Origin of the sequence: Empedobacter sp. UBA7248 (genome assembly GCF_002472945.1) — a bacterium.
GTDB lineage: Bacteria > Bacteroidota > Bacteroidia > Flavobacteriales > Weeksellaceae > Empedobacter > Empedobacter falsenii_C.
The window spans coordinates 123292-147952 of the sequence record NZ_DKSU01000009.1 but is presented as its reverse complement, the minus strand read 5'-3'; the positions used below and the strand labels follow the sequence as shown (position 1 = coordinate 147952).

24 protein-coding genes are annotated in these 24661 nt (G+C 30.2%); 9 read left to right on the top strand and 15 right to left on the bottom strand.

Translation table 11 applies throughout. The features are described from left to right. Positions 1–44: 44 nt before the first annotated feature. Both B4A23_RS10560 and B4A23_RS10555 read right to left on the bottom strand, forming a co-directional pair. Positions 45–665 carry an L-threonylcarbamoyladenylate synthase gene (locus B4A23_RS10560; protein ID WP_219034359.1) on the bottom strand — a complete coding sequence of 207 codons (621 nt, stop codon included), beginning with the start codon at positions 663–665 and terminating at the stop codon, positions 45–47. Positions 666–728: 63 nt separating this feature from the next. Next, complete coding sequence (locus tag B4A23_RS10555) at positions 729–1604, bottom strand: DUF808 family protein (RefSeq protein WP_180904638.1); 876 nt, start codon at positions 1602–1604, stop codon at positions 729–731. Positions 1605–1801: 197 nt separating this feature from the next. Here B4A23_RS10555 and B4A23_RS10550 point away from each other — a divergent pair, with 197 nt between their 5' ends. The 7 genes from B4A23_RS10550 (at position 1802) to B4A23_RS10520 (ending at position 7186) form a co-directional block, all read left to right on the top strand. Then, a complete protein-coding gene (locus B4A23_RS10550; protein ID WP_291119749.1) occupies positions 1802–2386 on the top strand; it encodes a Crp/Fnr family transcriptional regulator in 585 nt (194 codons plus the stop codon). Between the two features lie 54 nt (positions 2387–2440). Next, the gene (locus tag B4A23_RS10545; protein WP_291119746.1) at positions 2441–2875 is read left to right on the top strand and encodes a carboxymuconolactone decarboxylase family protein; all 435 of its coding nucleotides are present in this window, start codon (positions 2441–2443) and stop codon (positions 2873–2875) included. 93 nt (positions 2876–2968) lie between these two features. Next, positions 2969–3682: an AAA family ATPase gene (locus B4A23_RS10540; protein WP_291119743.1), complete on the top strand. Its 714-nt coding sequence runs from the start codon at positions 2969–2971 to the stop codon at positions 3680–3682. A 9-nt stretch (positions 3683–3691) separates the two neighbouring features. Next, positions 3692–4177, top strand: a complete 486-nt coding sequence (locus B4A23_RS10535; RefSeq protein WP_291119740.1) for a GNAT family N-acetyltransferase — start codon at positions 3692–3694, stop codon at positions 4175–4177. Between the two features lie 79 nt (positions 4178–4256). Beyond that, positions 4257–5294 (top strand): sulfite exporter TauE/SafE family protein, encoded by a 1038-nt coding sequence (locus B4A23_RS10530; RefSeq protein ID WP_291119737.1) that lies wholly within the window; start codon positions 4257–4259, stop codon positions 5292–5294. Between the two features lie 81 nt (positions 5295–5375). Next, positions 5376–6659, top strand: a complete 1284-nt coding sequence (locus tag B4A23_RS10525; protein ID WP_291119734.1) for an MFS transporter — start codon at positions 5376–5378, stop codon at positions 6657–6659. Between the two features lie 14 nt (positions 6660–6673). Next, entirely contained in the window at positions 6674–7186 is a 513-nt protein-coding gene (locus B4A23_RS10520; protein ID WP_291119732.1) for a hypothetical protein, read from the top strand. 58 nt (positions 7187–7244) lie between these two features. Here the strand turns inward: B4A23_RS10520 and B4A23_RS10515 are convergent, their stop codons facing one another. Next, positions 7245–9629 carry an outer membrane beta-barrel family protein gene (locus B4A23_RS10515; protein ID WP_291119730.1) on the bottom strand — a complete coding sequence of 795 codons (2385 nt, stop codon included), beginning with the start codon at positions 9627–9629 and terminating at the stop codon, positions 7245–7247. Between the two features lie 165 nt (positions 9630–9794). On the opposite strand from B4A23_RS10515, the gene B4A23_RS10510 reads away from it, so the two are divergent. Further along, positions 9795–10349, top strand: a complete 555-nt coding sequence (locus B4A23_RS10510) for a DUF4303 domain-containing protein (RefSeq protein WP_084106915.1) — start codon at positions 9795–9797, stop codon at positions 10347–10349. A 37-nt stretch (positions 10350–10386) separates the two neighbouring features. On the opposite strand, the gene rpoN is transcribed toward B4A23_RS10510, so the two are convergent. The 12 genes from rpoN to B4A23_RS10450 all read right to left on the bottom strand — a co-directional run bounded on the left by rpoN (position 10387) and on the right by B4A23_RS10450 (position 22559). After that, entirely contained in the window at positions 10387–11859 is a 1473-nt protein-coding gene (rpoN, locus tag B4A23_RS10505) for an RNA polymerase factor sigma-54 (RefSeq protein WP_115000980.1), read from the bottom strand. Positions 11860–11940: 81 nt separating this feature from the next. Continuing rightward, positions 11941–13389 carry an asparagine--tRNA ligase gene (gene asnS, locus B4A23_RS10500; protein WP_291119727.1) on the bottom strand — a complete coding sequence of 483 codons (1449 nt, stop codon included), beginning with the start codon at positions 13387–13389 and terminating at the stop codon, positions 11941–11943. Positions 13390–13552: 163 nt separating this feature from the next. Continuing rightward, on the bottom strand, positions 13553–13990 hold the full coding sequence (locus tag B4A23_RS10495; RefSeq protein WP_291119724.1) for a hypothetical protein: 438 nt from the start codon (positions 13988–13990) through the stop codon (positions 13553–13555). Between the two features lie 9 nt (positions 13991–13999). Then, positions 14000–14497: a toxin-antitoxin system YwqK family antitoxin gene (locus tag B4A23_RS10490; protein WP_291119722.1), complete on the bottom strand. Its 498-nt coding sequence runs from the start codon at positions 14495–14497 to the stop codon at positions 14000–14002. Position 14498: 1 nt separating this feature from the next. Next, positions 14499–16910 carry a DUF5686 family protein gene (locus B4A23_RS10485; protein WP_291119719.1) on the bottom strand — a complete coding sequence of 804 codons (2412 nt, stop codon included), beginning with the start codon at positions 16908–16910 and terminating at the stop codon, positions 14499–14501. Between the two features lie 76 nt (positions 16911–16986). Further along, positions 16987–17541, bottom strand: coding sequence for a ribosome recycling factor (frr, locus tag B4A23_RS10480; protein ID WP_286485669.1), 555 nt, complete (start codon positions 17539–17541; stop codon positions 16987–16989). Between the two features lie 8 nt (positions 17542–17549). Then, on the bottom strand, positions 17550–18260 hold the full coding sequence (pyrH, locus tag B4A23_RS10475) for a UMP kinase (RefSeq protein ID WP_115000992.1): 711 nt from the start codon (positions 18258–18260) through the stop codon (positions 17550–17552). 50 nt (positions 18261–18310) lie between these two features. After that, positions 18311–19078 (bottom strand): TatD family hydrolase, encoded by a 768-nt coding sequence (locus B4A23_RS10470; protein ID WP_286512068.1) that lies wholly within the window; start codon positions 19076–19078, stop codon positions 18311–18313. Next, entirely contained in the window at positions 19068–20057 is a 990-nt protein-coding gene (locus B4A23_RS10465; protein ID WP_286512069.1) for a GSCFA domain-containing protein, read from the bottom strand. Before B4A23_RS10465 ends, B4A23_RS10470 begins: the two co-directional genes overlap by 11 nt. 3 nt (positions 20058–20060) lie before the next feature. Further along, on the bottom strand, positions 20061–21032 hold the full coding sequence (locus B4A23_RS10460; protein ID WP_280051162.1) for a polyprenyl synthetase family protein: 972 nt from the start codon (positions 21030–21032) through the stop codon (positions 20061–20063). 39 nt (positions 21033–21071) lie between these two features. Further along, on the bottom strand, positions 21072–21569 hold the full coding sequence (locus tag B4A23_RS10455; protein WP_291119712.1) for a hypothetical protein: 498 nt from the start codon (positions 21567–21569) through the stop codon (positions 21072–21074). Continuing rightward, the gene (locus B4A23_RS10450) at positions 21570–22559 is read right to left on the bottom strand and encodes an LLM class flavin-dependent oxidoreductase (RefSeq protein ID WP_286475202.1); all 990 of its coding nucleotides are present in this window, start codon (positions 22557–22559) and stop codon (positions 21570–21572) included. It lies immediately after the preceding gene. Positions 22560–22938: 379 nt separating this feature from the next. Here B4A23_RS10450 and B4A23_RS10445 point away from each other — a divergent pair, with 379 nt between their 5' ends. Then, positions 22939–24660, top strand: coding sequence for a transcriptional regulator (locus tag B4A23_RS10445; RefSeq protein WP_291119710.1), 1722 nt, complete (start codon positions 22939–22941; stop codon positions 24658–24660). Position 24661 lies beyond the last annotated feature (1 nt).

The window sequence follows — 24661 nt, the reverse complement described above, 5'->3', positions numbered from 1 at the left end:
CTCAAAATATTTTTTTTGAGACTTTTTTGTATATTATAGTTTTCCTATAAATAATCTTCAATATCACCTTTACCTTCACGTAAAACCTCTACTCCATCTGTCATATCAACAACAGTTGAGGCAATATTATCTCCATAACCACTATCAATCACAGCATCTACAAGTTTCTCCCATTTCTCAAAAATCAATTCAGGATCTGTTGTATATTCTACAATTTCATCTTCATCATAAATAGAAGTTGAGGCGATAGGATTTCCTAATTTTTCTACAATCATTTGCGGAACAGCATGATCTGGAACACGAATTCCAACCGTTTTTTTCCCTTTGTAAGCGACAGGTAAATTGCGCGAAGCATTCATAACAAATGTAAAAGGACCTGGTAGAGCGCGTTTCAAAATTTTGAATGTACTATTATCAATTGGTAAAGTATATTGTGACAAATGGCTTAAATCGTTACAAACAATAGAAAAATGAGATTTTTCAAGTTTAACACCTTTCAATCGAGCAAGTTTCTCCATTGCTTTAATATTCGTAATATCACATCCTAATCCATACACAGTATCAGAAGGATAAATAATTAAACCTCCATTTTGTAGAATCTTAACCACTTGATCAATCGCTTTTTCTTGTGGATTTTCTGGGTGAATTCTGATATAATCTGCCATTTGTAAATCTTTATTCAAAGATACAAAATAGTTAACAATTCTTTTCTAAATCTATTCTATCTCCTAACCTTTAGCTAAATCTATTATTTTCTTAACTATTGTGACAAGTACCACAACCAATAATCCTGCAACTAATGCAATCAAAGCTTCGCTAATCATCATTGGAATTGCTGTAGGTAAATGATGATGAATATAATCGATGTTGTGAACAAATATTCCGCCTGAAACCAATAAAAGCGCAACAGTCCCTACAAATCCTAAAATTTTAATCACATAAGGCAACGCATCAACCAAAAAGTGTCCTAATTTAGAAACAGCTCCTTTGTCATGTGATGCTTTTATTAGTTTAAAACCTGCATCATCCATACGTACAATTAAAGTTACAATCCCGTAAACGCCAATAGTTGCTAAAATTGCAATAAACGAAACTGTAAAAACTTGTGTCAACATTGGTTGTTCCAAAACTGTACTCAATGCAATAATCACAATTTCTATCGAAAGAATAAAGTCTGTAATAATCGCAGATTTCACTTTTGATTTTTCCGAAACTTGTTTCTTATCTTCTACTTTATCTTCATGAATAACTTCTGAACCTTTTTTTGGACGGTGAAAAATAAACTCGATTATCTTCTCTACACCTTCAAAAGCTAAATAAAAACCTCCCAAAATCAAAACATATTTTATCACTTCTGGCATATAATGATTTAGTGTCAAAACAATTGGAACAATAATCAATTTATTGATAAAAGAACCTTTTGTAATTGCCCATAAAACAGGTATTTCACGCGAAGACAAAAATCCCGTCGCTTTCTCAGCATTTACAGCCAAATCATCTCCTAAAATTCCTGCTGTTTTACTCGCTGCCACTTTACTTGTAACCGCTACATCATCCATTAATGCTGCAATATCATCTAAAATTGCAAATATTCCTGAAGCCATATTATTGTTATTTTTTGGTTCGTAAAAGTAAAAAATTATGACAAATCTTTACAGATTATTTTCATGTTCTTTCAACGATTCATTTTAAGCAAATTGAACTCCAAATTTTGATTATAATTCTGGTTAATTTTGAACTAAATTATGTTCTTTTGGAAACTAATCATTAATTTTAAAGAGGAATACATTAATCTTATAAAATGGAAAATTCTTTCGATCAGTTAAAGAAACATATGCAAATTTTCACTTCAATTTCTGAAGAAGAATTTCTTGATTCAGTCCAATATTTTGAAGAGTTTTCGGTAAAGAAAAAAGAAATGATTCAAACAGCAGGAACAATTAGCACGTATAATTATTTTATTGTTTCTGGATGTATTCGATTATTTTTCATCAATCAAAAAGGTGTAGAACAAACCATTGATTTTGCTATCGAAAATTGGTGGTTGACAGATTTGTTTTCTTATATCAATCAGCAAAATTCTGAGTTTTATATTCAAGCAGTAGAAAATTCTATCATTATAAAAATCAGTAAAACAAATGAAGAAATTTTATGCCAAAAACATTCTATTTTCAATTCATATTTCAAACAAATTTATCAAAAAGCAAATGCTGCTTCTCAAATGCGTTCCAAATATTTGAAAGAGTTTTCGAAAGAGGAGTTTTATCTTCATTTCAAGAAAAATTTTCCTGAGTTTTTACAACGTGTTCCGCAATATTTATTGGCTTCTTATTTAGGTTTCACACCCGAATATTTAAGCGAAATCCGAAAGAAAGAGTTTTCTTAAACCAGTTTAATTTTATTGAATAAATAATCGACGAACTTTGTTAAAAATTAAGAAATGAAATCACGATTAAACATTCAAAAATTAGAACCAAAAGCTTACGAAGCGATGTATGGTTTAGAGAATTTTTTAGCAAATTCTGAATTAGATAAATTGCATTTAGAGCTTATCAAAATCAGAGCTTCACAAATCAATGGTTGCGCTTTTTGTATTAATATGCACACCAAAGATACGATGAAATTAGGCGAAACAAATCAACGTATTTTTTTGTTGAATGCGTGGCGAGAAACGACACTTTTTACAGAAGAAGAACGTGTAATATTGGCGATGACCGAAGAAATTACAAATATTAGTCAACATGGTTTATCAGAAGAAACGTATCAAAAAGCTTTGTCACTTTTTTCTGAAAATTATATTGCGATTATCATTATTGCAATTACCACGATTAATGCCTGGAATAGAATTGCGATCAGTTCTCATATGATGGTTTAAAATTTTAGCTTCAGAATTCTGAAGCTTTTTTTGTGCTAAAAATCGGCTTTCGGATTAAAATAGTTTAATTTTGAGTCTTGAAGTAAAATTGATATGAATATTTACGATTTAATTGTTGACGATAAAGAAGAAATTTCTTTGAATGATGTTTTTTTGGATGATCAAAATCTTGCGCAAGTAAAACAACTGATCAAAGAACATCGATATATAGAGGAATTGAGTAAATATAATTTGCCTGTCAATAATAAAATTTTGTTGCATGGATTTTCGGGTTGTGGAAAAACAACAACTGCAAAAGCAATTGCAAATGAAATCGGAAAACCTATATTGATTCTGAATTTAAGCAATATTGTTTCGTCAAGAATTGGTGAAACTTCGCAAAATATTAGAATGCTTTTTGATAAAGCTGCTCGTGAAAAAGCGATTCTATTTTTGGATGAGTTTGACCAAATTGGAAAAGCGCGTGGAAATAACGACAAAGATGTTGGCGAAATGCGTCGTTTGGTGAATACGGTAATTCAATTAATTGATTATTTACCACAGAATTCATTGTTAATTGCCGCAACAAATCACCCACATATTATTGATGTCGCATTGTTGAGAAGGTTTCAATTAAAAATTGATTTCAAAATGCCAACTTCCGAAATGTTAGATGTTTATTACGACAAACTTTTAAACGAATTACCAAAAGATATTCAATCACTTAAACGACAATATAACGTTTCATTTGCCGAAGCAAAAGATTATGCGCTTACAAACGCTAAAGCTTTATTGATTGAAAAATTAGAACGTCAAGCAAATTCTTAAAACCCAAATATGGAAGACAAATTAATTTATTTCAGAGAGCTTTTAGACACTGATGTAGCTAGACTTTTCGAAATTTATTCGAATGCAGAAGCCATGAAATATCGCGAAACCGCACCAATGAAAACGATCGAAGATTCGTACAAAATGCTGGAAAGAAATAAAGAAAAAAAGAATTCTGGATATGAATTTCGTTTTGCTGTTATCGAAAAATCTTCTGAAACCTTGATTGGTACTGTGATGTTTCAACCTGCTCACGACAAAGCAATAATTGGCTATTCCATTGATGAACAATTTTGGAACAAAGGTTATGCAACACGAATTATCAATCTGATTTCGAAAGAATTGAAATCGAGAAAATATATGCTGATTGAAGCTTGGGTGAAAAAAGAAAATATCGCATCGTCTAAAGCTTTATTGAAAAACAATTTTCAACAGATTTCGCAAACAATTTATCCCAAAAATCATCTTTTTCAATTAAGATTTACCTATTCTTAAGTTTTACTTAAGATAAATCTTTAAGCGTTTATTTCTAAAATCATCGCCCTATTTTTGTATCAGAATAAAATTTCTGATCATGATTTTTACTATTTTTCTCCTATTTATTGGAGCAATTTTAGCATTTTGGATAAGTGCAATTTGTGGCGGTGGCGCAAGTTTAATCTTAATTCCAATACTCAATCTTATTATTCCGACTTCTCTAGTCCCTTTTTCATTAACAATCGGAACATTTACAAGTTCTGCCTCTCGAATAGCGGCTTTCAAAAAATCTGTACATTGGAAAATCTTCTTTTGGTTCGTTCCATTTTCAATTCCAGCAGTTTTAATGGGTGCTTATTTAATCAAATTTATCAACCCAATTTATTTGCAAATTATTGTAGCTGTATTATTAATTTCAAATGTTCCACAATTATTTCTAAACAAAAAACAACAAGACAATGAAGAGAAACCTTCGCCAAAATATATTTTAGCTATTGTTGGTTTTTTAGCTGGATTTGTATCTGGAATAACAGGTGCAATTGGTTTATTGTTCAATAGATTTTATTTAAAATATGGATTAACAAAAGAAGAAATTATTGCAACACGAGCTGCCAACGAAATTATACTTCATATCATAAAATTAATCATTTATATTGTTCTTGGTTTATACTCAAAAAACGCTTTATTACTTGGATTGACGATTGCAGTTGCCTCAATTATTTCTTCTTATACGGTCAAATATATTTTACCTTATTTTAGCGATTTTATTTTCAGAAAAGTTGGCTATGCGGCAATGGTTATTTCTGGAATTACACTTTTTTATACAAGTTCTCAAAAAATCATTCAAGAAGATAAAGTTCAACTTACAACAACAAGTAAAGGTGACGAAAATGAAACAACTTTGAAATGGCGAAACAGTGATTTTGTGATGGAATATTCGTTAGATGGTGAATTTGAGATTGAACGTCCAATTCAACCGAATGAATTACCTGAAAATTTATTAAAGAAATACAATGATATTCTACCTAATTACGATAAAATTCATCTCGAAAAAGTATTCAGAATTGGAGAAGATAGTTATGAATTTTATTGTTACAAAGGCAATAAACTAACCAAATTTGAACTGAAAGAATAGAAGATTGAACAATTAATTTTTACGAAACATTATTTTTAATAAATTATTCTTAAGTTTAGCCAACATTACTATAAATAATTTATGAATACAAAAGATAATCCCAAACTAATACGAGCTTGGATTTCTTACGATTGGGCAAATTCTGTTCATTCTTTAGTTATTGCCTCTGCTATTTTTCCGGTTTATTATACTTTAATGACCTATGATGCGAACGATCAACCGATCAAATTTTTAGGGTTATTACCAGAATCCGCATTCAATTTTTCATTGGCAATTGCTTTCTTTTTTGTGATTGTTTTGTCGCCTGTTTTATCTTCAATTGCAGATTTAATCGGAAATAAAATCAAATTTCTTCGCTTTTTTTGTTATTTAGGATCGTTCTCATGTATCGGAATGTTTTTCTTCACATCAAGCGATTTAGTTTGGTTAGCTTTATTACTCAATATCACCGCAAGCATAGGTTTTTGGGGAAGTTTAGTTTTTTACAACGCCTATTTACCAGAAATTGTTTCGGACGAAAAAATGGACAAAGTTTCGGCGCAAGGTTATATGTTTGGCTACATTGGTTCTGTTCTTTTATTGACGATTTGTTTGGCAATGATACAATTTGCACCAGCAGAAAAACAAGGATTGTTTACCCGAATAAGTTTCTTATTAACAGGGATTTGGTGGTTAGGATTTGGACAAATTGCATTAAGCAAATTACCAAATCACAAATATGATCGCGAAATTCCGAAAGACATTATCAAATCGAGTTTTAGAAATTTAAAACATACCTTCAAAGATCTGAATCAATACAAAAATATTCGTGTTTTTTTGGCTGGATTTTTCTTTTACAGTTTAGCAATGCAAACTATCTTTTTGATGGCGGCAATGTTTGGAAGTTCAGAAATAGGAATGGAATCTTCAGAATTGATTATGACCATTTTATTAATTCAAATTGAAGCTGTTTTAGGTGCATGGTTATTCTCTTTTCTATCAGGAAAAATAGGAAATAAGAAAACCTTATTAATCGGGATTTTTATCTGGATTATTACATGTATTATTGGTTATTTGATTAATAAAAATGATCCGAATGTAAAAACTCAATTTTACGTAATGGCTGCAATGGTTGGTCTTGTAATGGGAGGCTTGCAAGCTTTATCACGTTCTACATACGCTAAATTATTACCAGAAACAGAAGACACAACAACCTATTTTAGTTTTTATGATGTGTTCGAAAAATTTGCCTTATTTTTAGGTTTAGTTATTTATGGATTATTGATTGAATATTCTGGCGGAATGAAAGCTTCTGCACTTGCAATGGGCGTTTCGTTTGCGATTAGTTTTGTGATTTTATTGTTCTATAAAATGGAAAAGAAATAATAATATGAATATCTATGAAAAAGATTACATTACTATTATTATATTATCTATGTCAAAGTTGTGCTGATAAAAATAATTCTTTTGATGAATTTGATATAACATATAGTAATTTTTTTCAAGTTTATAATTCAATCAAATTAACTAATAGTGACACTGTATTTATTAGAAAATATTATGAAGATTTCGAATTAAAAAATCCATATTATCACAAGGATTATTATGCAATTTTAAATAAAACTGATCGAGATAATATTAATAAAGCAATTGCAAATATTAATCTATATAACTATGATTCAGTTTACCAAAATAAAATTATTGTTGATGGATTTATTTATAGAATATATTTAAAAAAGGATGATACTGAAAAATCTATTTTCGTTTCTAACAAAATGCCTCCAGAAGAATTAAATCAATTGAAACAATTAATATTAAAATCTATTGATAATTTGAAGCTATTAAAAACAGATAAGAATTTTAGTATAAAAAGTCAAGATATTTTCCCTGAACCAGAGAAAATTACGTATTAATTTTCAAATAAAACTAAACCCCAATATTTTAATCAATATTGGGGTTTAGTTTTAAAAATTATAACCTTCCTTTTTCCGAACTACTTTTTGATTGTTCTATCGTAAATGATTTTCCGAAATTGTATCGAATTCCAACACGATAATAACGAGCGGATTGTCCTGTATAAACAAATTTTGTATCGTTACTAAAACTTTGATCTTGCCAAGCTCTATCTTTAAATACATTATTTACATTAAACGAAACTTCGAATTTTTTATCCAAAAATAACGCTCTCAAACCTAACGCCGTACTCCAATTAGCGCGACTCCTTGACATCGCATCAATTGTTTTTGTTGTATAATTTGTAGTATGATTAAATAATAATGTTTTCGATTTATTCAATTCTAAATTATTTGTCAAACGAAATTCTCCATTAAATCCATCCAATACATAATTATATTCTGGAATAATTCCTTTCGTTTTTTTGTAATACAAATCAATCGCTCCATTGACTTTCCACCATTTTACAAGCTTGAAATTTAGATTTTCACTAATCCCAAAACTCTCCGAATCAGCATAATTATATGGAATCCAATTTTGTGTATTTTCTGTTGGATTTACAACCACAATTTGATTGATTTCATCCGTAGAATTTCTATAATATAATGTTGTAATTGCCAAATCTTTGTATGCATATTCTAACTCATAATTATACGAATAAGAAGGTTTTAACTTCGGATTTCCTTCTGCAAAAGAATAAGGAGAATAAATGGTACGGAACGGATTCAATTGTCCCATAAAAGGTCGATCAATACGTCGCCCAACATTTATACTTAACGAATGATTTTCAGCTGGTTTATACATCAAATAAGCCGTTGGAAATAGCCCATCATATTTATAGGTATCATGTTGATTTTCTTGCGGAGAAAAACCTTTTGCATCAGTATTTTCGTATCTCAAACCAATTTTTGCAGACCATTTTTCTGAAATATCTTTTTCGATACTCGCATAAAAAGCTAAAATATTTTCGTCATAATAAAAGCCATTGCTCAATTTTTCATCATAAACAGGTGTTCCAGAAGATGTGTTGTAAAATAAATTATCGCTATTATTTTTCGTCCAACTGTAACGTCCACCATAATTTAATTTCCAAGTATTAACGGGGTGTTCCATATCAATATTCAAACTATAATTATTTGCTTTTTGATCAGACAAACTTTTATTTCCTTGATATTCTGCTGTATTTTCAAGATCATTTGAATCAAAAAATCGGTTAGAAGCTACACTTGTATTATTGTTATTAAAATTAACCCAATCAAAATCAAAGGTTAATTTTTTCCCGATTGTATCCATTTTATAAATCACATGATAATTCAGTGTATTGTATTTCGTGTTGCCTTTGCTCCCATTTCGATCATTCAAAATATAACTCAACAATTCATTTTTATCCAAACTATTTATTGTTGTTTTCGTTCCTCCCGTTCCTTTTCGATTTCCTGCATATAAATCAAGCGTAAAACCAGTTGTCAATTTATCCGAAACTTTATAATCCAATCCTAATTTTCCGCCAATATTTCTATTTTTTCCACTATTTTTTTCTCTTTCGGTCCAAACTTCATTAGTCTTTGTGAAATAAATATCAGATTGTCCAATTCCGTCATATTCGCCAAAACCTCCAAAAATATTCGAAACTAATGTCCATTTATTTTTTCGGTAATTAAACGACGCACTATTGTTCCAATATGGTTTGTTATAATGTTGCAATGACGACGACAAACTCCCATTCCACGAGTCTTTTTTACCAGATTTTAGTACAATATTCAGAATTCCACTATTTCCTATCGCTTGATATTTCGCAGGTGGATTTGTAATTACTTCAATTTTCTCGATATCATCAGCTCGAAGTGTTTTTAAATAATTTGTCAATTGATCACCAGACATTTCCAACAAACGATCGTCCACCATCACACGCAAATTACTTTTACCAATTATCGAAACAACATCATTATCAACCTTCACACGAGGCGCCAATTTTAGCAAATCTAACGCATCTCCTCCTTTTGCTCCTTCTGCTAAATCTGCATTAAAAACAAGTCGATCAACTTTCTTTTCAATTAATTTTTTCTGACTTTTTACAACTGTTTCATTTAATGTAATGTTTTCAGTTTTTGGAATAATAATGACGCCTAAATCTTGATTTTGTCCACATAAAATTGTTTGTGTATGAAGCAAAACTCCAGTTTCTTCTATTCGAAACGTATAATTTCCTTCTGCTAAGTCAACTGTAAAACTTCCTTTATCATCAGTTGAAATTTCATCAATAATTTGATCATCTTTCAGAATAATCACATCAGCCAAACTAACAGGCATTTGATTCGTATATTGCAAGCTTCCTTTATATTGTTGTTGCGCAAAAATCGAGGTCGAGGCAAATAATAAAATTGGTATATATAATTTAGACATATTAGGTTTGTTTACTATAATGACGCGTGAATTACAGAAAAGTTACATAGAAAATGAATAATAATTGAATTTGTCTTTAAAAAATAAATTAACAATGATTTAATATTTAAAGAATTTTACTACATTTCAAAAAATAATTTTAACTGATTAAAAAAATATAAATGAATGGATTTTAATGAATTAAAAAACAAATTAGTGCAATCAACCAAACAAGCCTTTTTGAAAATTTATAACGAAAATCCTTCCCAAGACCTTTATGCTTTTGCCTTGTGCAATAACGACTCGAAAATAGCTATTCATCCTTCGGCAAATTCTGTAGAACATTTGGAAAAAGTTTCGGATGAAGACGATTTTTGTTACTACAAATACGAGCCTTCTGAATGGAAATATGATTATTTAGGAGCTGAAAACTCTTTTCAAGAAATCAATCAAATGTGCAAAGAAATAGTTGATGAACACGATGATGACGAAGATTGGTTTTATCAATTTCAGAATAAAATTAACGAAAAATGTATCGAAGTTTTAGAAGAATTAAAGAATGAAAATTTCTTTTCTAAATTAATTGGTAAAGATATTTTCTTAAACTTTTCTGTAATTGATGATGATTTGAACAAAGAAAAACAACAAAAAATTATTACGCAATTGAATGATAATTCATACAAAGAAGATTATTTTGAATGGATGACAACTTGGGGTAAAAACAAAAAAAGAGCTTTATAAAAAGCTCTTTTTTTTGTTGAATATATTTCTAAAAATTTTAGATTTCTTTTCTCAATCTCGCAACCGGAATATTTAATTGTTCACGATATTTTGCAATTGTACGACGAGCAATTGGATAACCTTTTTCTTTTAAAATTTCAGTTAATTTTTCGTCTGTCAAAGGTTTACGTTTGTCTTCATCTGCAATTACATCTTGCAAAATTCGTTTAATTTCGCGCGTCGAAACTTCTTCACCTTCATCATTTGTTAACGATTCTGAGAACAAATCTTTTATCAAAAATGTTCCGTAAGGCGTTGTGACATATTTAGAATTCGCTACACGAGAAACTGTCGAAATATCCATTCCAATTCTGTCTGAAATATCTTTCAAAATCATCGGTTTGATTTTCGTTTCATCTCCTGTTAAGAAATATTCTTTTTGAAATTTCATAATCGCTTCCATCGTGTATAAAAGCGTGTTACGGCGTTGCTGAACCGCATCAATAAACCATTTCGCAGAATCTAACTTTTGTTTGACAAACATCACAGCTTCTTTCTGTTGATTCGATTTATTTTCGGTTTTCTTATATGTATCTAACATTTCTGCAAACGCACTCGAAATTTTCAATTCTGGTACATTACGTCCATTTAACGACAATTCTAAATCACCATCATTGATATGAATCGTAAAATCTGGCGTTATTTGCTCTACAATTTTACTACTACTCGAAAATGATTTTCCTGGTTTTGGATTCAAACGTTCAATCTCCGAAATTGCATCACGCAACTCATCATCATCCGCATCATATTTTGCCATCAATTTCGAATAATGTTTTTTCGTAAATGCATCAAACGATTCTGAAATTAATTTTTCTGCTAACTCTACTGCTTCTGTTTGATTTTTATTTTCTAATTGAATCAATAAACATTCTTGCAAATCACGCGCACCTACACCAACTGGATCCATTCGTTGAATATAATTAATCAACAAATTTTCGACCTCTTCTGGCGAAGTGTAAATATTTTGCGAGAATGCTAAATCGTCAACCAACGATTTAATATCACGACGCATATAACCATCATCGTCAATATTTCCTAAGATAAATTCAGCAATTTGAAATTGTTCCGAAGTTAATCGATTCGTATATAATTGTGATGTCAAAAACTCGATAAAGCTCTCTCCTTGCGCGTAAGGAACAGATTTATCTTCGTCATCATCACTATAATTATTCGTATACGTTTTATAATTTGGGATGTCATCATCGCTCAAATAATCATCAATATTGATATCACTTGTATCAATCACTTGTTCGTCGCCAAAATCATCACTCTGATTATCCCATTCTTCCTGCTCTCCTCCGTAATCTTCATCATATTCAGAAGATTGATCATCCAAAGCAGGGTTTTCTTCCAACTCTTCCTTTACGCGTTGTTCAAAAGCAACCGTAGGAAGTTGAACCAACTTCATTAATTGGATTTGTTGTGGCGATAGTTTTTGTTGTAATTTTAAATTTAATTCCTGCTTTAACATATTTTGGGTTTTGGCTTATATAAAAAACGGATTTAGCTTAAAGTTACAATTTTTAAGCATAAATCCGTAAAAATATTTTGATTAAAATTCAGCGTTATTCGGTGTTCTAGGGAAAGGAATTACGTCACGAATGTTACCCATTCCTGTAACGAATAATACCAAACGCTCCAAACCTAAACCGAAACCTGAATGTGGCACAGAACCGAAACGTCTTGTGTCTCGGTACCACCATAATTCTTCTTTATCGATTCCGAATTTTTCCATTTTTTCGTCTAAAACTTCTAAACGTTCTTCACGCTCAGAACCTCCGATAATTTCTCCGATTCCAGGGAATAAAACGTCCATTGCACGAACTGTTTTTCCGTCATCATTCATACGCATGTAAAATGCTTTGATTTCTGCTGGATAATCAAATAAAATAACAGGCGTTTTGAAGTGTTTCTCAACTAAATAACGTTCGTGTTCTGATTGTAAATCTGCTCCCCAACCTTCGATTGGATATTTGAATTTACCTTTTTTATTTGGTTTAGAATCTTTTAAGATATCTATTGCTTCTGTATAAGTTAAACGAATGAATTTGTTATTTAAAACATATTCTAAACGCTCAATTAAACCTAATTCAGAACGCTCTGCTTCTGGTTTTTGTTTTTGTTCTTTGTCAAAACGTTCAGCTAAGAATTTCAAATCATCTTTACACGTTTCCATTGCATAAGTGATAACAGATTTCATAAAATCTTCTGCCAAATCCATATTTTGATCTAAACGGAAAAACGCAACTTCTGGCTCAATCATCCAGAATTCTGCTAAGTGACGAGAAGTATTCGAGTTTTCTGCACGGAAAGTAGGTCCAAATGTATAAATTTTCCCTAATCCCATTGCTGCTGTTTCTCCTTCTAACTGTCCAGAAACCGTTAAGTTAGTCGATTTACCAAAGAAATCTTGTGTATAATCTACTTTTCCTTCTTCATTTTTAGGCAAGTTTTCCATATCCAAGTTTGTGATATGAAACATCTCTCCTGCTCCTTCAGCATCAGATCCTGTAATAATTGGTGTGTTGATGTAAACGAATCCATTTTCGTTGAAATACTTGTGAATTCCGAACATTAACGCATTACGAACACGCATAGTTGCAGCAAAAACATTAGTTCTGAAACGTAAATGTGCTTGTTCACGCAAAATCTCTAAACTGTGCTGTTTTGGTTGTAAAATTGTTCCTTTTAAATCCTCTGACGGTGCAGTTCCTAAAATTTTGATTTCTTTCGCAACAATTTCAATATCTTGACCTGCTCCTTCACTTTCTACCACTTCACCTTTTACTTGTAAAGAAGCCGCTGTAGAAATTTGTTTTATAATTGATTCGTCAAAATTTTCGAAATCTACTACTACTTGAATATTATTAATTGTAGAACCGTCATTCAACGCGATGAAACGATTACTTCTGAACGATCTTACCCATCCATTTACAACTACTTCCTGTAGCAACAAATCCTTGCCTTTTTCTAATAAGGCTTTAATTCCGTACGATTGCATAATTTTTTAATTTATCCTTACAAATTTAGTTATTATTTAAAGTTATAAAAATTATAGGCATAATTTTTGCGAATATTTTTCAACCAACCTAAAAATCCTTTACAATTTCAATGAAAATGTAAAGGATTTTTGATTTTAGTTTATTTTTTGAAGTGAAATTATTCTAATTCTTAGATTCAAAACGCAAAAGAATTTCATTTATTCTTTGAATAAGAACTTTATCAGAATTATTATTTTGAATTAAATAATCTACATAATTTTTTAATTCGTAAAATTGACTATCAGTTTTAATTTGATCTTTCTCAATTATCTTTTCGATTCTTTTAAAATATGATTCGAAAATATCAATTTCATAATTGGTTGTCTTTATCAAATATTCATTAAAACCAAAATATCTATCTTCAATAAAATCAGACGTTAAATCTTTAAACCAACTCTTTAAAATAGTTAATTTTCCTTTTGAATAATGTTCTTCTGCTTGAGTTTTTAAACAAAAATATTCATCTTTCATTTCATTATTAAAGGCAAGATGAACAATATAATAATCTAAAGTCGCAGCTACTAAATCTCTATACTTTTTAAGTTCAAATTCTTTATCCATAATAAATGTTTAATTAATCGAATCTGTCTTTTGATATTTTCCGTTTTTCATATAATCAACAGCGATTAATTTTCCGCTCAAATTATATTGTTTTATAGTTCCATTTCCTTGATGTAAAGTTCCACAATCTAATTTATTGCTATTGCCATCAAAACAATTTTCTATATCTGATAATTTATTGTCTTTAAAAACATAAGTATTATAAGGTTTTCCATTTAAATGAAAATTATAAAATTTATCCTTTACAATTCCATCTTTAAAAATAGTCTTACTTGCTAAATTACCATTATTGTGATAAAACTTCATTTTACCATTTATCACATTATTCCTATAATTAGTAATACGTTGAACCTTCCCATTACTGAAATAAATTATAGATTTTCCTTGTTTTATAGAATCATTTATAAAATGTTCTATTTTGTATTCTCCATCAGATAATTCAGTTCTAATTTTTGTTGAACAAGAAGAAATAATCATTAAACATAGAATAAGAAAAGTCAATTTCATTTTACAAGAAATTCAAATTTACAGTTAATTTTAAGTAGAAATTATCTTGGAATTTTTCTTCTGAATAAGCGCCTAAACGATAGAAAGCTCCCAATCCAAATGTTTTGAAAATTAAATTGTTTACCTCAACACCTGTTTCGTGATAATAATGATTTAAGGTTTTGAACTCTAAATTTTGATGATCTGCTCTATCTTTCATATCACCCAAAACTCCACGGTAAACGAATTGTGGGAAAATAATTTTGTTTCCAACTTTAACTCCAGCAAAAATATGTTTCAACTGAAATGATACAAATCGATCCGAATAAAATTCACCTGGACGCATTGTTTCGAAATTCGTTAAACCTCCTAATCCAAAATTCAAAAAGTCATTTCGTTTTGCATTTCCTTGTCCTTCGAATAAATTCATTAACGGCATTTTTCCTTCAACCCAACCCGCATTTATATTAAAATTTGTTTTACCAACTCGCGTATCAAACACATCAAAATAAGATACATTGAAACGAAGTGGAGAATAATCAGAATTGAAAATATCCCAATATTTCGTCAACGTTGCATAAAAAACAGATTTCCCGCTATTCACCGTCACTTTCCCGTAAGGCGTACGGATAAACTTGTCTTTTGGCGCAAAACGAATCGCTAATTGCGTGTTATACAAATCGTACCAACCTATATTATTCAGGAAAGAATAATCAAATTCTGCTTGTTGTTTTTCGTAATTTGCCGAAATATTGAAGGTTACATTTTTGAAAATATCTTGTTCATATCCAAATGAATAACGTTTATATGAAAAATATTCATGGTTATAAATATTACTAAAAGCTCCAGAAATTAGACGTGTATAATTCGATTGCAATAAAATTGGCGTTTTCCCAGAAGCTGAAACATCTTGCGAGTATTTTGCGAAAATTCGACCCGAATAAGGTTTGTTTACATAATAATCTCCACCAAATCCAAACTTGAATGTTTCATCTTTGAAACCATAAGCCGAATATGCATTCAACGAATATTTATCGCTCCAATTTTCATTTGTATTAAAAGCTGCACCAAGTCTAAAACCTTCGTAATCGTTGAAAGCTAAGATTTTCGTCAAGTCTAAATCAACTTTTCCTAATGATAATTTTCCTCCAGAATTGATGATTCGCGTCAATTTCATTTGACGTTCTAACTTATATTTATCACCAATACTATCAATTGTCGTGTAAGTATTTCGCTCTTTGTTCGATAATGACGAATCACGGTAATCTTCCATCACATTGTCCCATTTCTTTTCATTCATATTTTGAAAAGAAATTTCGTCTTCGTAACCTAAAAATTCGTTGCGTTTGAAATGCGCTGGATTCTGAATATCCTTGAAAGTAGTTTCGAGATTAATCCAAATTTTTTCTTTTTTATCAATAAAATCATCGTCGGCTAATTTCTCAGTAATCTTAAAATTACCAGCTTCCATGCGATATTTTTGTTGATTTGGAATCCAAGTTCCATTATTCAATTTCCAATCTGCTTCTAATTCGGCAACATAATTTGAAATTGTATTTTCTGCTTCAATTTTAATTAATGCATACGTTCTATCATCAATCCAAAGTGTTCCTTTAATTTGTCTTTTATCTGTTTTGATTGATGGAAAAAAACTAATAACAGCCGTTTTTCGTCCATCAATAAAAATATCTTCTTTGAAACCATAACGGTAATGCGAAAGACCTTCGCGACTCACTGGATTAATAATTCCTTTGAAGAAAAAATTGATTTTATCTTGATCAAAATTGAACGCAATTGGTTGCATCGCTAAATATTCATACAAAGGCGAACGCATTCCAGAAATACGAGAAGATTGAACGATATTTTTTAGTCCAAAACGCTTCGAAACTTTGTGATCCATTGCACGTTCTCCCAAAAATAAATGACTATTGTCTAACAATTTTTTCCATTGATTATTGACAGAATCTTTGTGATTTTGAGGTTGAATGATAAACGGAATCGAATCATTATTTACGGTACTCCAAAATTTTGTGTATGATTTTAGGAAAATATTTCCGCCATTTCTGATTGTATTTTTGGATTGATTGCGAATTGCTTTGATAATCAAATTACGACCAACAGAATCATTTGTCGTAAAACTAACCTCGTCCAAACTAATGAAAGAAGGTTTCATCATAATTTCGACTAACTTTTTACCGTCAGTCTGAATACTTTCTGAGAAATATCCATTCTTGATTACATCAATAAAATGAACAGAATCATTGATATTCAATTCTCCTAATTCGTCTGTTTGACCAAGGAATTGTTTGGTATCGCTGTAAACATTGGCACCTGTTAAACGAAATTCGTCTTGAGCATCGAATACTCTTACTTTAATTTGAGCAAATGTGGCAATTGAGATACAGAAATTTAGCAGGAATATATAATTCTTCATCGTTTGAAATTGATTATGCAAATAAATAAAAAAAGCAGCGAAACGCTGCCTTAAAATATTTTTTTTTCAAGAAAGATTAAACTTTCATGATTTCAGCTTCTTTTTTCGTTAAAGCTTCTTCTAATTTCTTAGAAAACTTGTCTGTTAATCCTTGTACACGTGTTTCGTAATCTTTCACCATGTCTTCAGAAGCTTCTTTTACAGCTTTCAATGCTTTATTCGCATCTTGGCGTGCATTACGAAGAGAAATTTTTGCAGTTTCCATTTCCGATTTGGCCATTTTTACTAACTCTTTACGACGTTCTTCTGTTACTGGAGGAATACTGATAATAATTGTATCTCCATTGTTAGAAGGTGCAAAACCTAAATTAGCATTGATGATGGCTTTTTCGATTTCGTTAATTAAATTTCTCTCGTATGGTTGAATGCTCAATGTCATTGCATCTGGTGTATTAACATTTGCAATTTGAGTTAACGGAGATAAACTTCCGTAGTAATCAACACGAACTGAACTTAACATTGCAGGAGTAGCTTTACCTGCTCTTAATTTGTCGAATGCAACCTCTAAGTGACTTACAGTTCCCTGCATTTGCTCCTTAGCCGTTTCTAAAATAATATCTAATTCTTCCATTTCGGGATTTATTTATTTGTTACTAGAGTACCTACGTTATCTCCTAAAATTAATTTTTTCAAGTTACCATCTGTATTCATATCAAATACAATAATAGGTAAATTATTTTCTTCACTCAAAGTAAAAGCTGTCATATCCATTACTTTTAAGTTTTTATCGTAAACTTCTTGATAAGAAATTGTTTCGAATTTCTCTGCTGTTGGATCTTTTTCTGGATCTGCAGTATAAATTCCATCAACACGAGTTCCTTTCAAAATAACATCAGCTTGTGTTTCAATTGCTCTCAAAACCGCTGCTGTATCTGTTGTAAAATATGGATTTCCTGTTCCTGCACCAAAAATTACGACACGACCTTTTTCTAGATGACGCGTAGCTCTTCTTTTGATAAATGGTTCTGCGATTTGCTCCATACGAATAGCCGTTTGTAAACGCGTATTAACGCCAGCATCTTCCAAAGCTCCTTGCAATGCCATACTGTTAATCACAGTTGCTAACATTCCCATATAATCTCCTTGTACACGATCCATACCAGAAGCAACACCTTGTACACCTCTAAAAATATTACCACCTCCAATTACAATTGCCACTTCGCAACCAAGTTCTGCAACTTCTCTAATTTGTTGCGCATATTGTTTCAGCATATTTGGATCAATACCATATTGTAAATCTCCCATTAATGCTTCACCACTCAATTTAAGTAATATTCTTTTGTATTTCATCTTGTCAAAGGTTTTCTTTTGCAAATATAATTTTTCTATTCTGATTTATCCTAACGTTCGAAAATGTCAAACGCATTTTTTGTTGTAATTGCTGCAATTTCAGCTGGTGTTTGATGATAAATATCGACCAACTTATCACAAACATGTGTCAAATAACTACTTTCATTACGCTTTCCACGAAACGGAACTGGGGCTAAATAAGGTGAATCTGTTTCGAGAACAATATGTTTAATATCAAAATCACCTAAAAATTGATCTATTTTTCCATTTTTGAAGGTTACAACTCCACCAATTCCTAATTTCAAATTGAAATCAATTGCGCGTTGTGCATCTTCTTTTGTTCCAGAAAAGCAATGAAAAATTCCGAATAATTTTTCATCTTTCACTTCTTCTAATACTTCAAAAACTTCGTTGAAAGCATCACGGCAATGAATTACAATTGGTAAATTCTTTTCTTTTGCCCATTCAATTTGCGTTTTGAAAGCATCTTGTTGCGTTTGTAGAAATTCTTTTTCCCAATACAAATCGATTCCGATTTCGCCAATCGCCTTAAATGGACGTTTATCAATCCATTCGCGCACATGAGCCAACTCCTCTTCTATCGTATCTGGATGAACCGAACACGGATGCAAACCCATCATCGCAAACATCGAATCTTGATGTTTACTTTCTAATGCCAACATTCTATCCGTGTAACTTTTATCAATTGCTGGCAAATAAAATCGCTCTACTCCATTTTGCTTTGCTCGCGCAATTACTTCATCTATATCATTCTCAAATTGCTCCGAATATAGATGTGTATGTGTATCAATTAACATGTTTTATTTTTGATTTCAAAAGTTCTTTTTCAGCTGAAAAATCAAGTTGATTTCCTTTTTCTAATTCATTCATCAATGCTATAGTTTTTACTAAAAATTGTTGATGATTGTCTGATTCTTCATTAAAAGGACGATGATTAATCGCTGAAATAACTTTGTTTATTTTTTGAATAATTGTTTGCGTTGATTGTTCGAAATAAGTTTCCGAAAACCTTTCCCAAATATAATCAACGGCTTGTTTTGTTGGATGAATCAAATCTTCTTTGAAAAAACGATAATCTCTCAAATCATCCAAAACCAATTCATAAGATGGAAAATATTCAACTTGGTTATGTTGAAGACTCAATTGATATAAAGCGTCTAACAATCTCGCTTTACTTACATTATTTTCGACCATTCCATCTTTTGTGTGACGAACAGGACTAACTGTTGTAATAATGCAAATAGTTGGATTAATTTTCTTCAAATCTGAAACAACTAATTCCAACGATTTTAAATTTTCTTCTGTTGTTAATAATCTTTTTTCAAATTGTTTTGCCTCAACTTTATGACAATTCGCGACAACTTGATTAGATGTTTTCCATTCATAAATCCACGATGTTCCCAATGTAATCATCACAACATCACAAGAAAGAATGTAATCATAAACTTCATCTAAAGTCGAATTTAATTCCTCTAGAACAGCTTCTTTTATCAACGCATTAAACGACGAATGTACATCGAAACAGAAAAATTCTTCTCCATTTTGATGTACATCTGCTGTTGTAAAATATTTTTTATGAATGCTTCTTTCGATTAAATTTTGAATAGAATATGAATTAAAAATCACTCCAAATGGATTAATTAATCCATCAAACTTTAAATCCGTCAAACGCTTTCCTATTTCATCTGAAAAACAAGAGCCTATCGTCAATATTTTATGTTGATGATTGAGCTTAAAATCAGAAGATTGAATTTGAAAAGTCGTTCGAAATTGCATTTTTTATCCTTGTCGATCAATTAAAACTTCGCTTAATTCTCTCAAATAAGATTTACGTTCTTCTGGAACATCAATTTGATCCAAATAACTGTGCGCTTTATTTGTATACTCTCTAATTAATGTCGATAGTTTACGATTAACATTCAGTTTTCTGAATAATTTTTCTACCGCATATACTTTATCGATATTATCTGTATTTGAACTATACCAATATAATAATTCCTCTTTTTCTTCTTCGTTTGCCGCTTCTAAAGCAGAAATGTAAAGAATCGTTTTCTTATTTTCGAAAATATCTCCAGCGTGTTTTTTACCTAAATGTTCAAGGCTACCAAAAACGTCCAAATAATCATCTTTCAATTGATACGCGATTCCTAAATTCAAACCATATTGGTACAATTTATCCGAATCCTCTTCCGAAGCATTTCCAATCATTGCACCTAATTTCAAAGCACAACCAAGTAAAACACTTGTTTTTAGAGAAATCATTTTGATGTAATCTTCGTATGAAACATTCAATTTTGTTTCATAATTCACGTCCAATTGCTGTCCTTCACAAACTTCTAAAGCAGTTTTAGAAAATAATTTTGTCGAACTTTTAAATAATTCTGGTTCTAAATCTTCTAAATATTGATAGGCTTTTACCAACATCGCATCACCAGAAAGAATCGCTGTATTTAATCCAAATTTTTCGTGAACTGTTGCTTTACTTCTTCTTAATGAGGCATTATCCATAATATCATCGTGCATCAACGAAAAATTATGAAAAAACTCAATCGCTAACGAAGGTTTCAATGCTTTTTCAACCTCACCATCAAACAAATCAGTTCCCAATAAAGTCAAAATTGGACGAATTCTTTTACCACCAATATTCAAAATATAATCCATTGGTTCGTATAATTCTTCTGGATTTTTAGAAAATGGATTTTTATCGATTGTTTCGGCAATTAATTCGTGAAATTTATCAAATGAGTACATAGTTTGATTTTTGTAAAAATTAAGTTTTGGCAAATATAACTAAGAATGATTGATTTTGGGTTGTTTTCTTTTATTTTTGATTGAACCTAAAAATTCGTTTCCGACAATCAAATACAAAAGAATTTGACCAAGAATCGCCGCAATAAAATAAGGATGACCTTTTTGTAAAACAATCTCAGCACTTTGCAACGAAGGTATTGTCCAAAAATAAGTAGAAACAATTACTAAAAGCAACACATTAAGCCTAAAAATCCAAGTTTTATTCATTTTATATGTTCCGAAATGGATAAATAAAGCGCCCAAAAAAGTATAAGCCAACACCTCGAAAAATTCGTTCAACACAAATTGTTCTCTAAATAAGCCAAAAATATCTTTGTGACTTACAAACAAAAACTCTTCTGGAACAAGGTAACTCCAATGGTTTGCAATAAAAAATAGAACAAGATTTAGCATCAAAACAATCGTCAATTGATCTTTGAATTGATCAACAAACATTGAATAATACTTGAACTTTGAGATTGATTTCTTTGATTTCATTTAACGAAACAATTCACTTACAATTTGATACGATTTTCGTTTTGCTTTTTGATCAAAAACATTTGTTGAAACCATGATTTCATCAATTTTAGATTCAAAAATAAATTCATCAAAACTCTGCGCCAAAGCACCTTTACTTCCAATAAAAGACAAAGCAGTCATTCCTTTTAGCATATATTTTTGCTCAGGCGAAGCTAATTCTAACTGTGTTTTTTCTGGCGGAACAATTGGCTGACGTTTATCTGTAATAATATTCAAAAAACCTTGGTACATCGACATCGATAAATAATGTGCTTCTTCGTCTGTATTCGCCGCAATTACATTGACACAAGCAATCGTATATGGTTCTTGCAAAAATTCTGAAGGTTGAAATTGAGAGCGATAAATCTCTACCGCATTATAAAATTGTTGTGGCGCAAAATGTCCTGCAAATGCATAAGGCAAGCCTAATTTAGCTGCCAAAAAAGCCGAATCTGTACTTGATCCTAGAATATAAATCGGCACATTTGCTCCTTCTCCAGGAATTGCACGCACCTTACTTTCTTTATTATCTAAACTAAAATAGTTTTGTAGATTTTTGATTTCAGCTTCGAAATCGTAATTCATAAAATTATCGCCACGACGTAAAATTGAAGCCGTTAATTGATCTGTTCCTGGTGCGCGACCTAAACCTAAATCGATACGATTTGGATAAAGCGCATCTAATGTTCCAAACTGTTCTGCAACAGATAAAGCAGTATGATTAGGTAACATGATTCCTCCCGAACCAACTTTAATTCTTGAAGTTCCATTTGCTACATAACCTATTAATAAAGAAGTTGCCGCACTCGCAACATTTTGCATATTATGATGTTCGGATAGCCAATAACGACTATACCCTATTTCGTCGACAAATTTTGCGTTATCTAACGTGTTTTTGAACGTTTGATTTAATGTATCTCCTTCTCTTACATAAGCCAAATCCAACACTGAGTAGTTTATTTTTCTCATCCGTTCTTTTCTAATTAAAATATGAAACTAAATTACAAAGAAAAAAATTCAAAAAAAATTCCTCCATAACATAACTCCTCCATAACATAACATTATAGAGGAGATAAATTCGATAATTGGATTTATAAATAGGTTTAAGTAGTCGAGAGTGTAAAGTTTTTAATTAATAGTTTGATGATAGATTAGTAATCTTTCGAGATACTTAATTCAAAAATAGATAATTAAAAAAATAAATACACAATTTAGGGGGGGACAACTGGGGGGACATTTCGTATTCGATTAAATATCAAATATTTGAAAACATATTAAATCATCGAAATAATTCGAATTTTTGTTAAGATTTACAATTTTTTCGGTCTATATTTGAAAAAATAATATATTGAAAGTTTCTATTTTTTTTACGCTCCTACTCTTTCCTTTTTTATTTTTATCATCATTTAGTTCAATTAATAAAAATGATGAAAGAATTCTTATTGAAAAAATCATCGAACAGAATAAAAATGTGACAGATTCTATTCAATTGCAAAATAATTTCAAGAAATTAGACATTTCATCAACTTCTTTTTTATCAAAAAGTCTAAAATCAATTTATCAAGTTTATTTAGCTAATCTTTATGCGCAAACCAACGATAAATTAAACAAAAAAAGTAATTCGTTATTTGAATCTGCATTGAAAGTTTCTAAAAATGTTAACTCTCCAGAATTACAAATTTGGGTGAACACACAATTCGGGTATTACTATTATAATTTTAGTCAATATCAAAATGCTTATCCATATTTTATGGAAGCATCAAAACTTCTCGACTTAACAAAAGATGAAGATATTTTCTCTAAAAGTGATATTTACAAAAAGAATGCATTTTACTTTATGAATGTAAAAGAATTTGATAAAAGTGAAAAATATCTTTTGTTAGCTTTAAAATATACCAACAAAAAAGACGATGAATATGGAACAATTCTGAATGCGATAGGTCATGTTTTTATGAATAAAAATAATATTAACAAAGCAAATAATTACTTCGAGTTAACAAAAGAATATGCAATTCAAAATAAGGATGAAATTCGATATGCAAAAGCTTTAGGTGATATTGCGTCTATCAATATTCTCAATAAACAGTACGATTTAGCGATTGATAATTTGAAAAAAGATATTGAAATTTCTAAAAAATTAAAAAACGCTAGAAATTTAATGTATGCTAATATTCAATTGGGAAAATTGTACTTGCAATTAGATCGAATTGATGATGCTAAAATAATTTTGAATGAAGCAAAAGATTATGCTTCTCAAAAAATTTATTTGAACAGTTTTGAATATGATATTTATAAAATCTTATTAGAAATTGCTTTAAAAAACAATAATATCAATGAGGAGTTACTTTGCCGAAGAAAATTGGATGAATTGGAATTAGAATTGCAAAAAACAGATGGTCAAAATGTGATTAATGAAATTAATTGGAAAATTCAACAAGAGAATTTTAACTTTAAATATGAAGCAGAAAAAGCAAAACAAGAAAAAACAACCATCCTAAAAAATGCATTATTTCTTATTTCTTTTCTATTAATCATCATCATTTTAGTTGTAATAATTTCTTATCGTAGAAAAATAAAAATACAAAATTCTACGTACGACAATAAAATATTATCTATTCAAAATGATAAACTTAAGTCTGAAAATAAATTAAATAAAACTGCTCAAACTTTAGAATCATATAAAACTTATCTGTCTGAAAAGAATAAACAAATAGTTACATTAAAGAATGAAATCAATTCGATTTCTAATTCAAGTGCCACAAACAAAGAAAAACAATATAATGAATTAGTTAATCTCTTAGATTCGCATTTGATGACGGACGAAAGTTGGGGTAATTTCAAGAATATTTTTGCCCATGAACAAAACGATTTTGTAAAGTATCTTTCTCAAAATTTCCCATCTTTAACTGAATCTAATTTGAGAACTATTTACTTGTTAAAATTAGGCTTGAACAATTTAGAAATTTCTCAAATCTTAGGAATTTCTGCTGATTCAGTCAAAAAATCGAAACAACGCTTAAAAAAGAAATATAAAAATTTTGATCAAATTTTTCAAGATAATGGAGAATAGT

What these genes read in the sequence shown, in the direction of transcription:
- B4A23_RS10560 (WP_219034359.1), bottom strand. Translation starts at nt 665, where the DNA reads ATGGCAGATTATATCAGAATTCACCCAGAAAATCCACAAGAAAAAGCG.
- B4A23_RS10555 (WP_180904638.1), bottom strand. Translation starts at nt 1,604, where the DNA reads ATGGCTTCAGGAATATTTGCAATTTTAGATGATATTGCAGCATTAATG.
- B4A23_RS10550 (WP_291119749.1), top strand. Translation starts at nt 1,802, where the DNA reads ATGGAAAATTCTTTCGATCAGTTAAAGAAACATATGCAAATTTTCACT.
- B4A23_RS10545 (WP_291119746.1), top strand. Translation starts at nt 2,441, where the DNA reads ATGAAATCACGATTAAACATTCAAAAATTAGAACCAAAAGCTTACGAA.
- B4A23_RS10540 (WP_291119743.1), top strand. Translation starts at nt 2,969, where the DNA reads ATGAATATTTACGATTTAATTGTTGACGATAAAGAAGAAATTTCTTTG.
- B4A23_RS10535 (WP_291119740.1), top strand. Translation starts at nt 3,692, where the DNA reads ATGGAAGACAAATTAATTTATTTCAGAGAGCTTTTAGACACTGATGTA.
- B4A23_RS10530 (WP_291119737.1), top strand. Translation starts at nt 4,257, where the DNA reads ATGATTTTTACTATTTTTCTCCTATTTATTGGAGCAATTTTAGCATTT.
- B4A23_RS10525 (WP_291119734.1), top strand. Translation starts at nt 5,376, where the DNA reads ATGAATACAAAAGATAATCCCAAACTAATACGAGCTTGGATTTCTTAC.
- B4A23_RS10520 (WP_291119732.1), top strand. Translation starts at nt 6,674, where the DNA reads ATGAAAAAGATTACATTACTATTATTATATTATCTATGTCAAAGTTGT.
- B4A23_RS10515 (WP_291119730.1), bottom strand. Translation starts at nt 9,629, where the DNA reads ATGTCTAAATTATATATACCAATTTTATTATTTGCCTCGACCTCGATT.
- B4A23_RS10510 (WP_084106915.1), top strand. Translation starts at nt 9,795, where the DNA reads ATGGATTTTAATGAATTAAAAAACAAATTAGTGCAATCAACCAAACAA.
- rpoN (WP_115000980.1), bottom strand. Translation starts at nt 11,859, where the DNA reads ATGTTAAAGCAGGAATTAAATTTAAAATTACAACAAAAACTATCGCCA.
- asnS (WP_291119727.1), bottom strand. Translation starts at nt 13,389, where the DNA reads ATGCAATCGTACGGAATTAAAGCCTTATTAGAAAAAGGCAAGGATTTG.
- B4A23_RS10495 (WP_291119724.1), bottom strand. Translation starts at nt 13,990, where the DNA reads ATGGATAAAGAATTTGAACTTAAAAAGTATAGAGATTTAGTAGCTGCG.
- B4A23_RS10490 (WP_291119722.1), bottom strand. Translation starts at nt 14,497, where the DNA reads ATGAAATTGACTTTTCTTATTCTATGTTTAATGATTATTTCTTCTTGT.
- B4A23_RS10485 (WP_291119719.1), bottom strand. Translation starts at nt 16,910, where the DNA reads ATGAAGAATTATATATTCCTGCTAAATTTCTGTATCTCAATTGCCACA.
- frr (WP_286485669.1), bottom strand. Translation starts at nt 17,541, where the DNA reads ATGGAAGAATTAGATATTATTTTAGAAACGGCTAAGGAGCAAATGCAG.
- pyrH (WP_115000992.1), bottom strand. Translation starts at nt 18,260, where the DNA reads ATGAAATACAAAAGAATATTACTTAAATTGAGTGGTGAAGCATTAATG.
- B4A23_RS10470 (WP_286512068.1), bottom strand. Translation starts at nt 19,078, where the DNA reads ATGTTAATTGATACACATACACATCTATATTCGGAGCAATTTGAGAAT.
- B4A23_RS10465 (WP_286512069.1), bottom strand. Translation starts at nt 20,057, where the DNA reads ATGCAATTTCGAACGACTTTTCAAATTCAATCTTCTGATTTTAAGCTC.
- B4A23_RS10460 (WP_280051162.1), bottom strand. Translation starts at nt 21,032, where the DNA reads ATGTACTCATTTGATAAATTTCACGAATTAATTGCCGAAACAATCGAT.
- B4A23_RS10455 (WP_291119712.1), bottom strand. Translation starts at nt 21,569, where the DNA reads ATGAAATCAAAGAAATCAATCTCAAAGTTCAAGTATTATTCAATGTTT.
- B4A23_RS10450 (WP_286475202.1), bottom strand. Translation starts at nt 22,559, where the DNA reads ATGAGAAAAATAAACTACTCAGTGTTGGATTTGGCTTATGTAAGAGAA.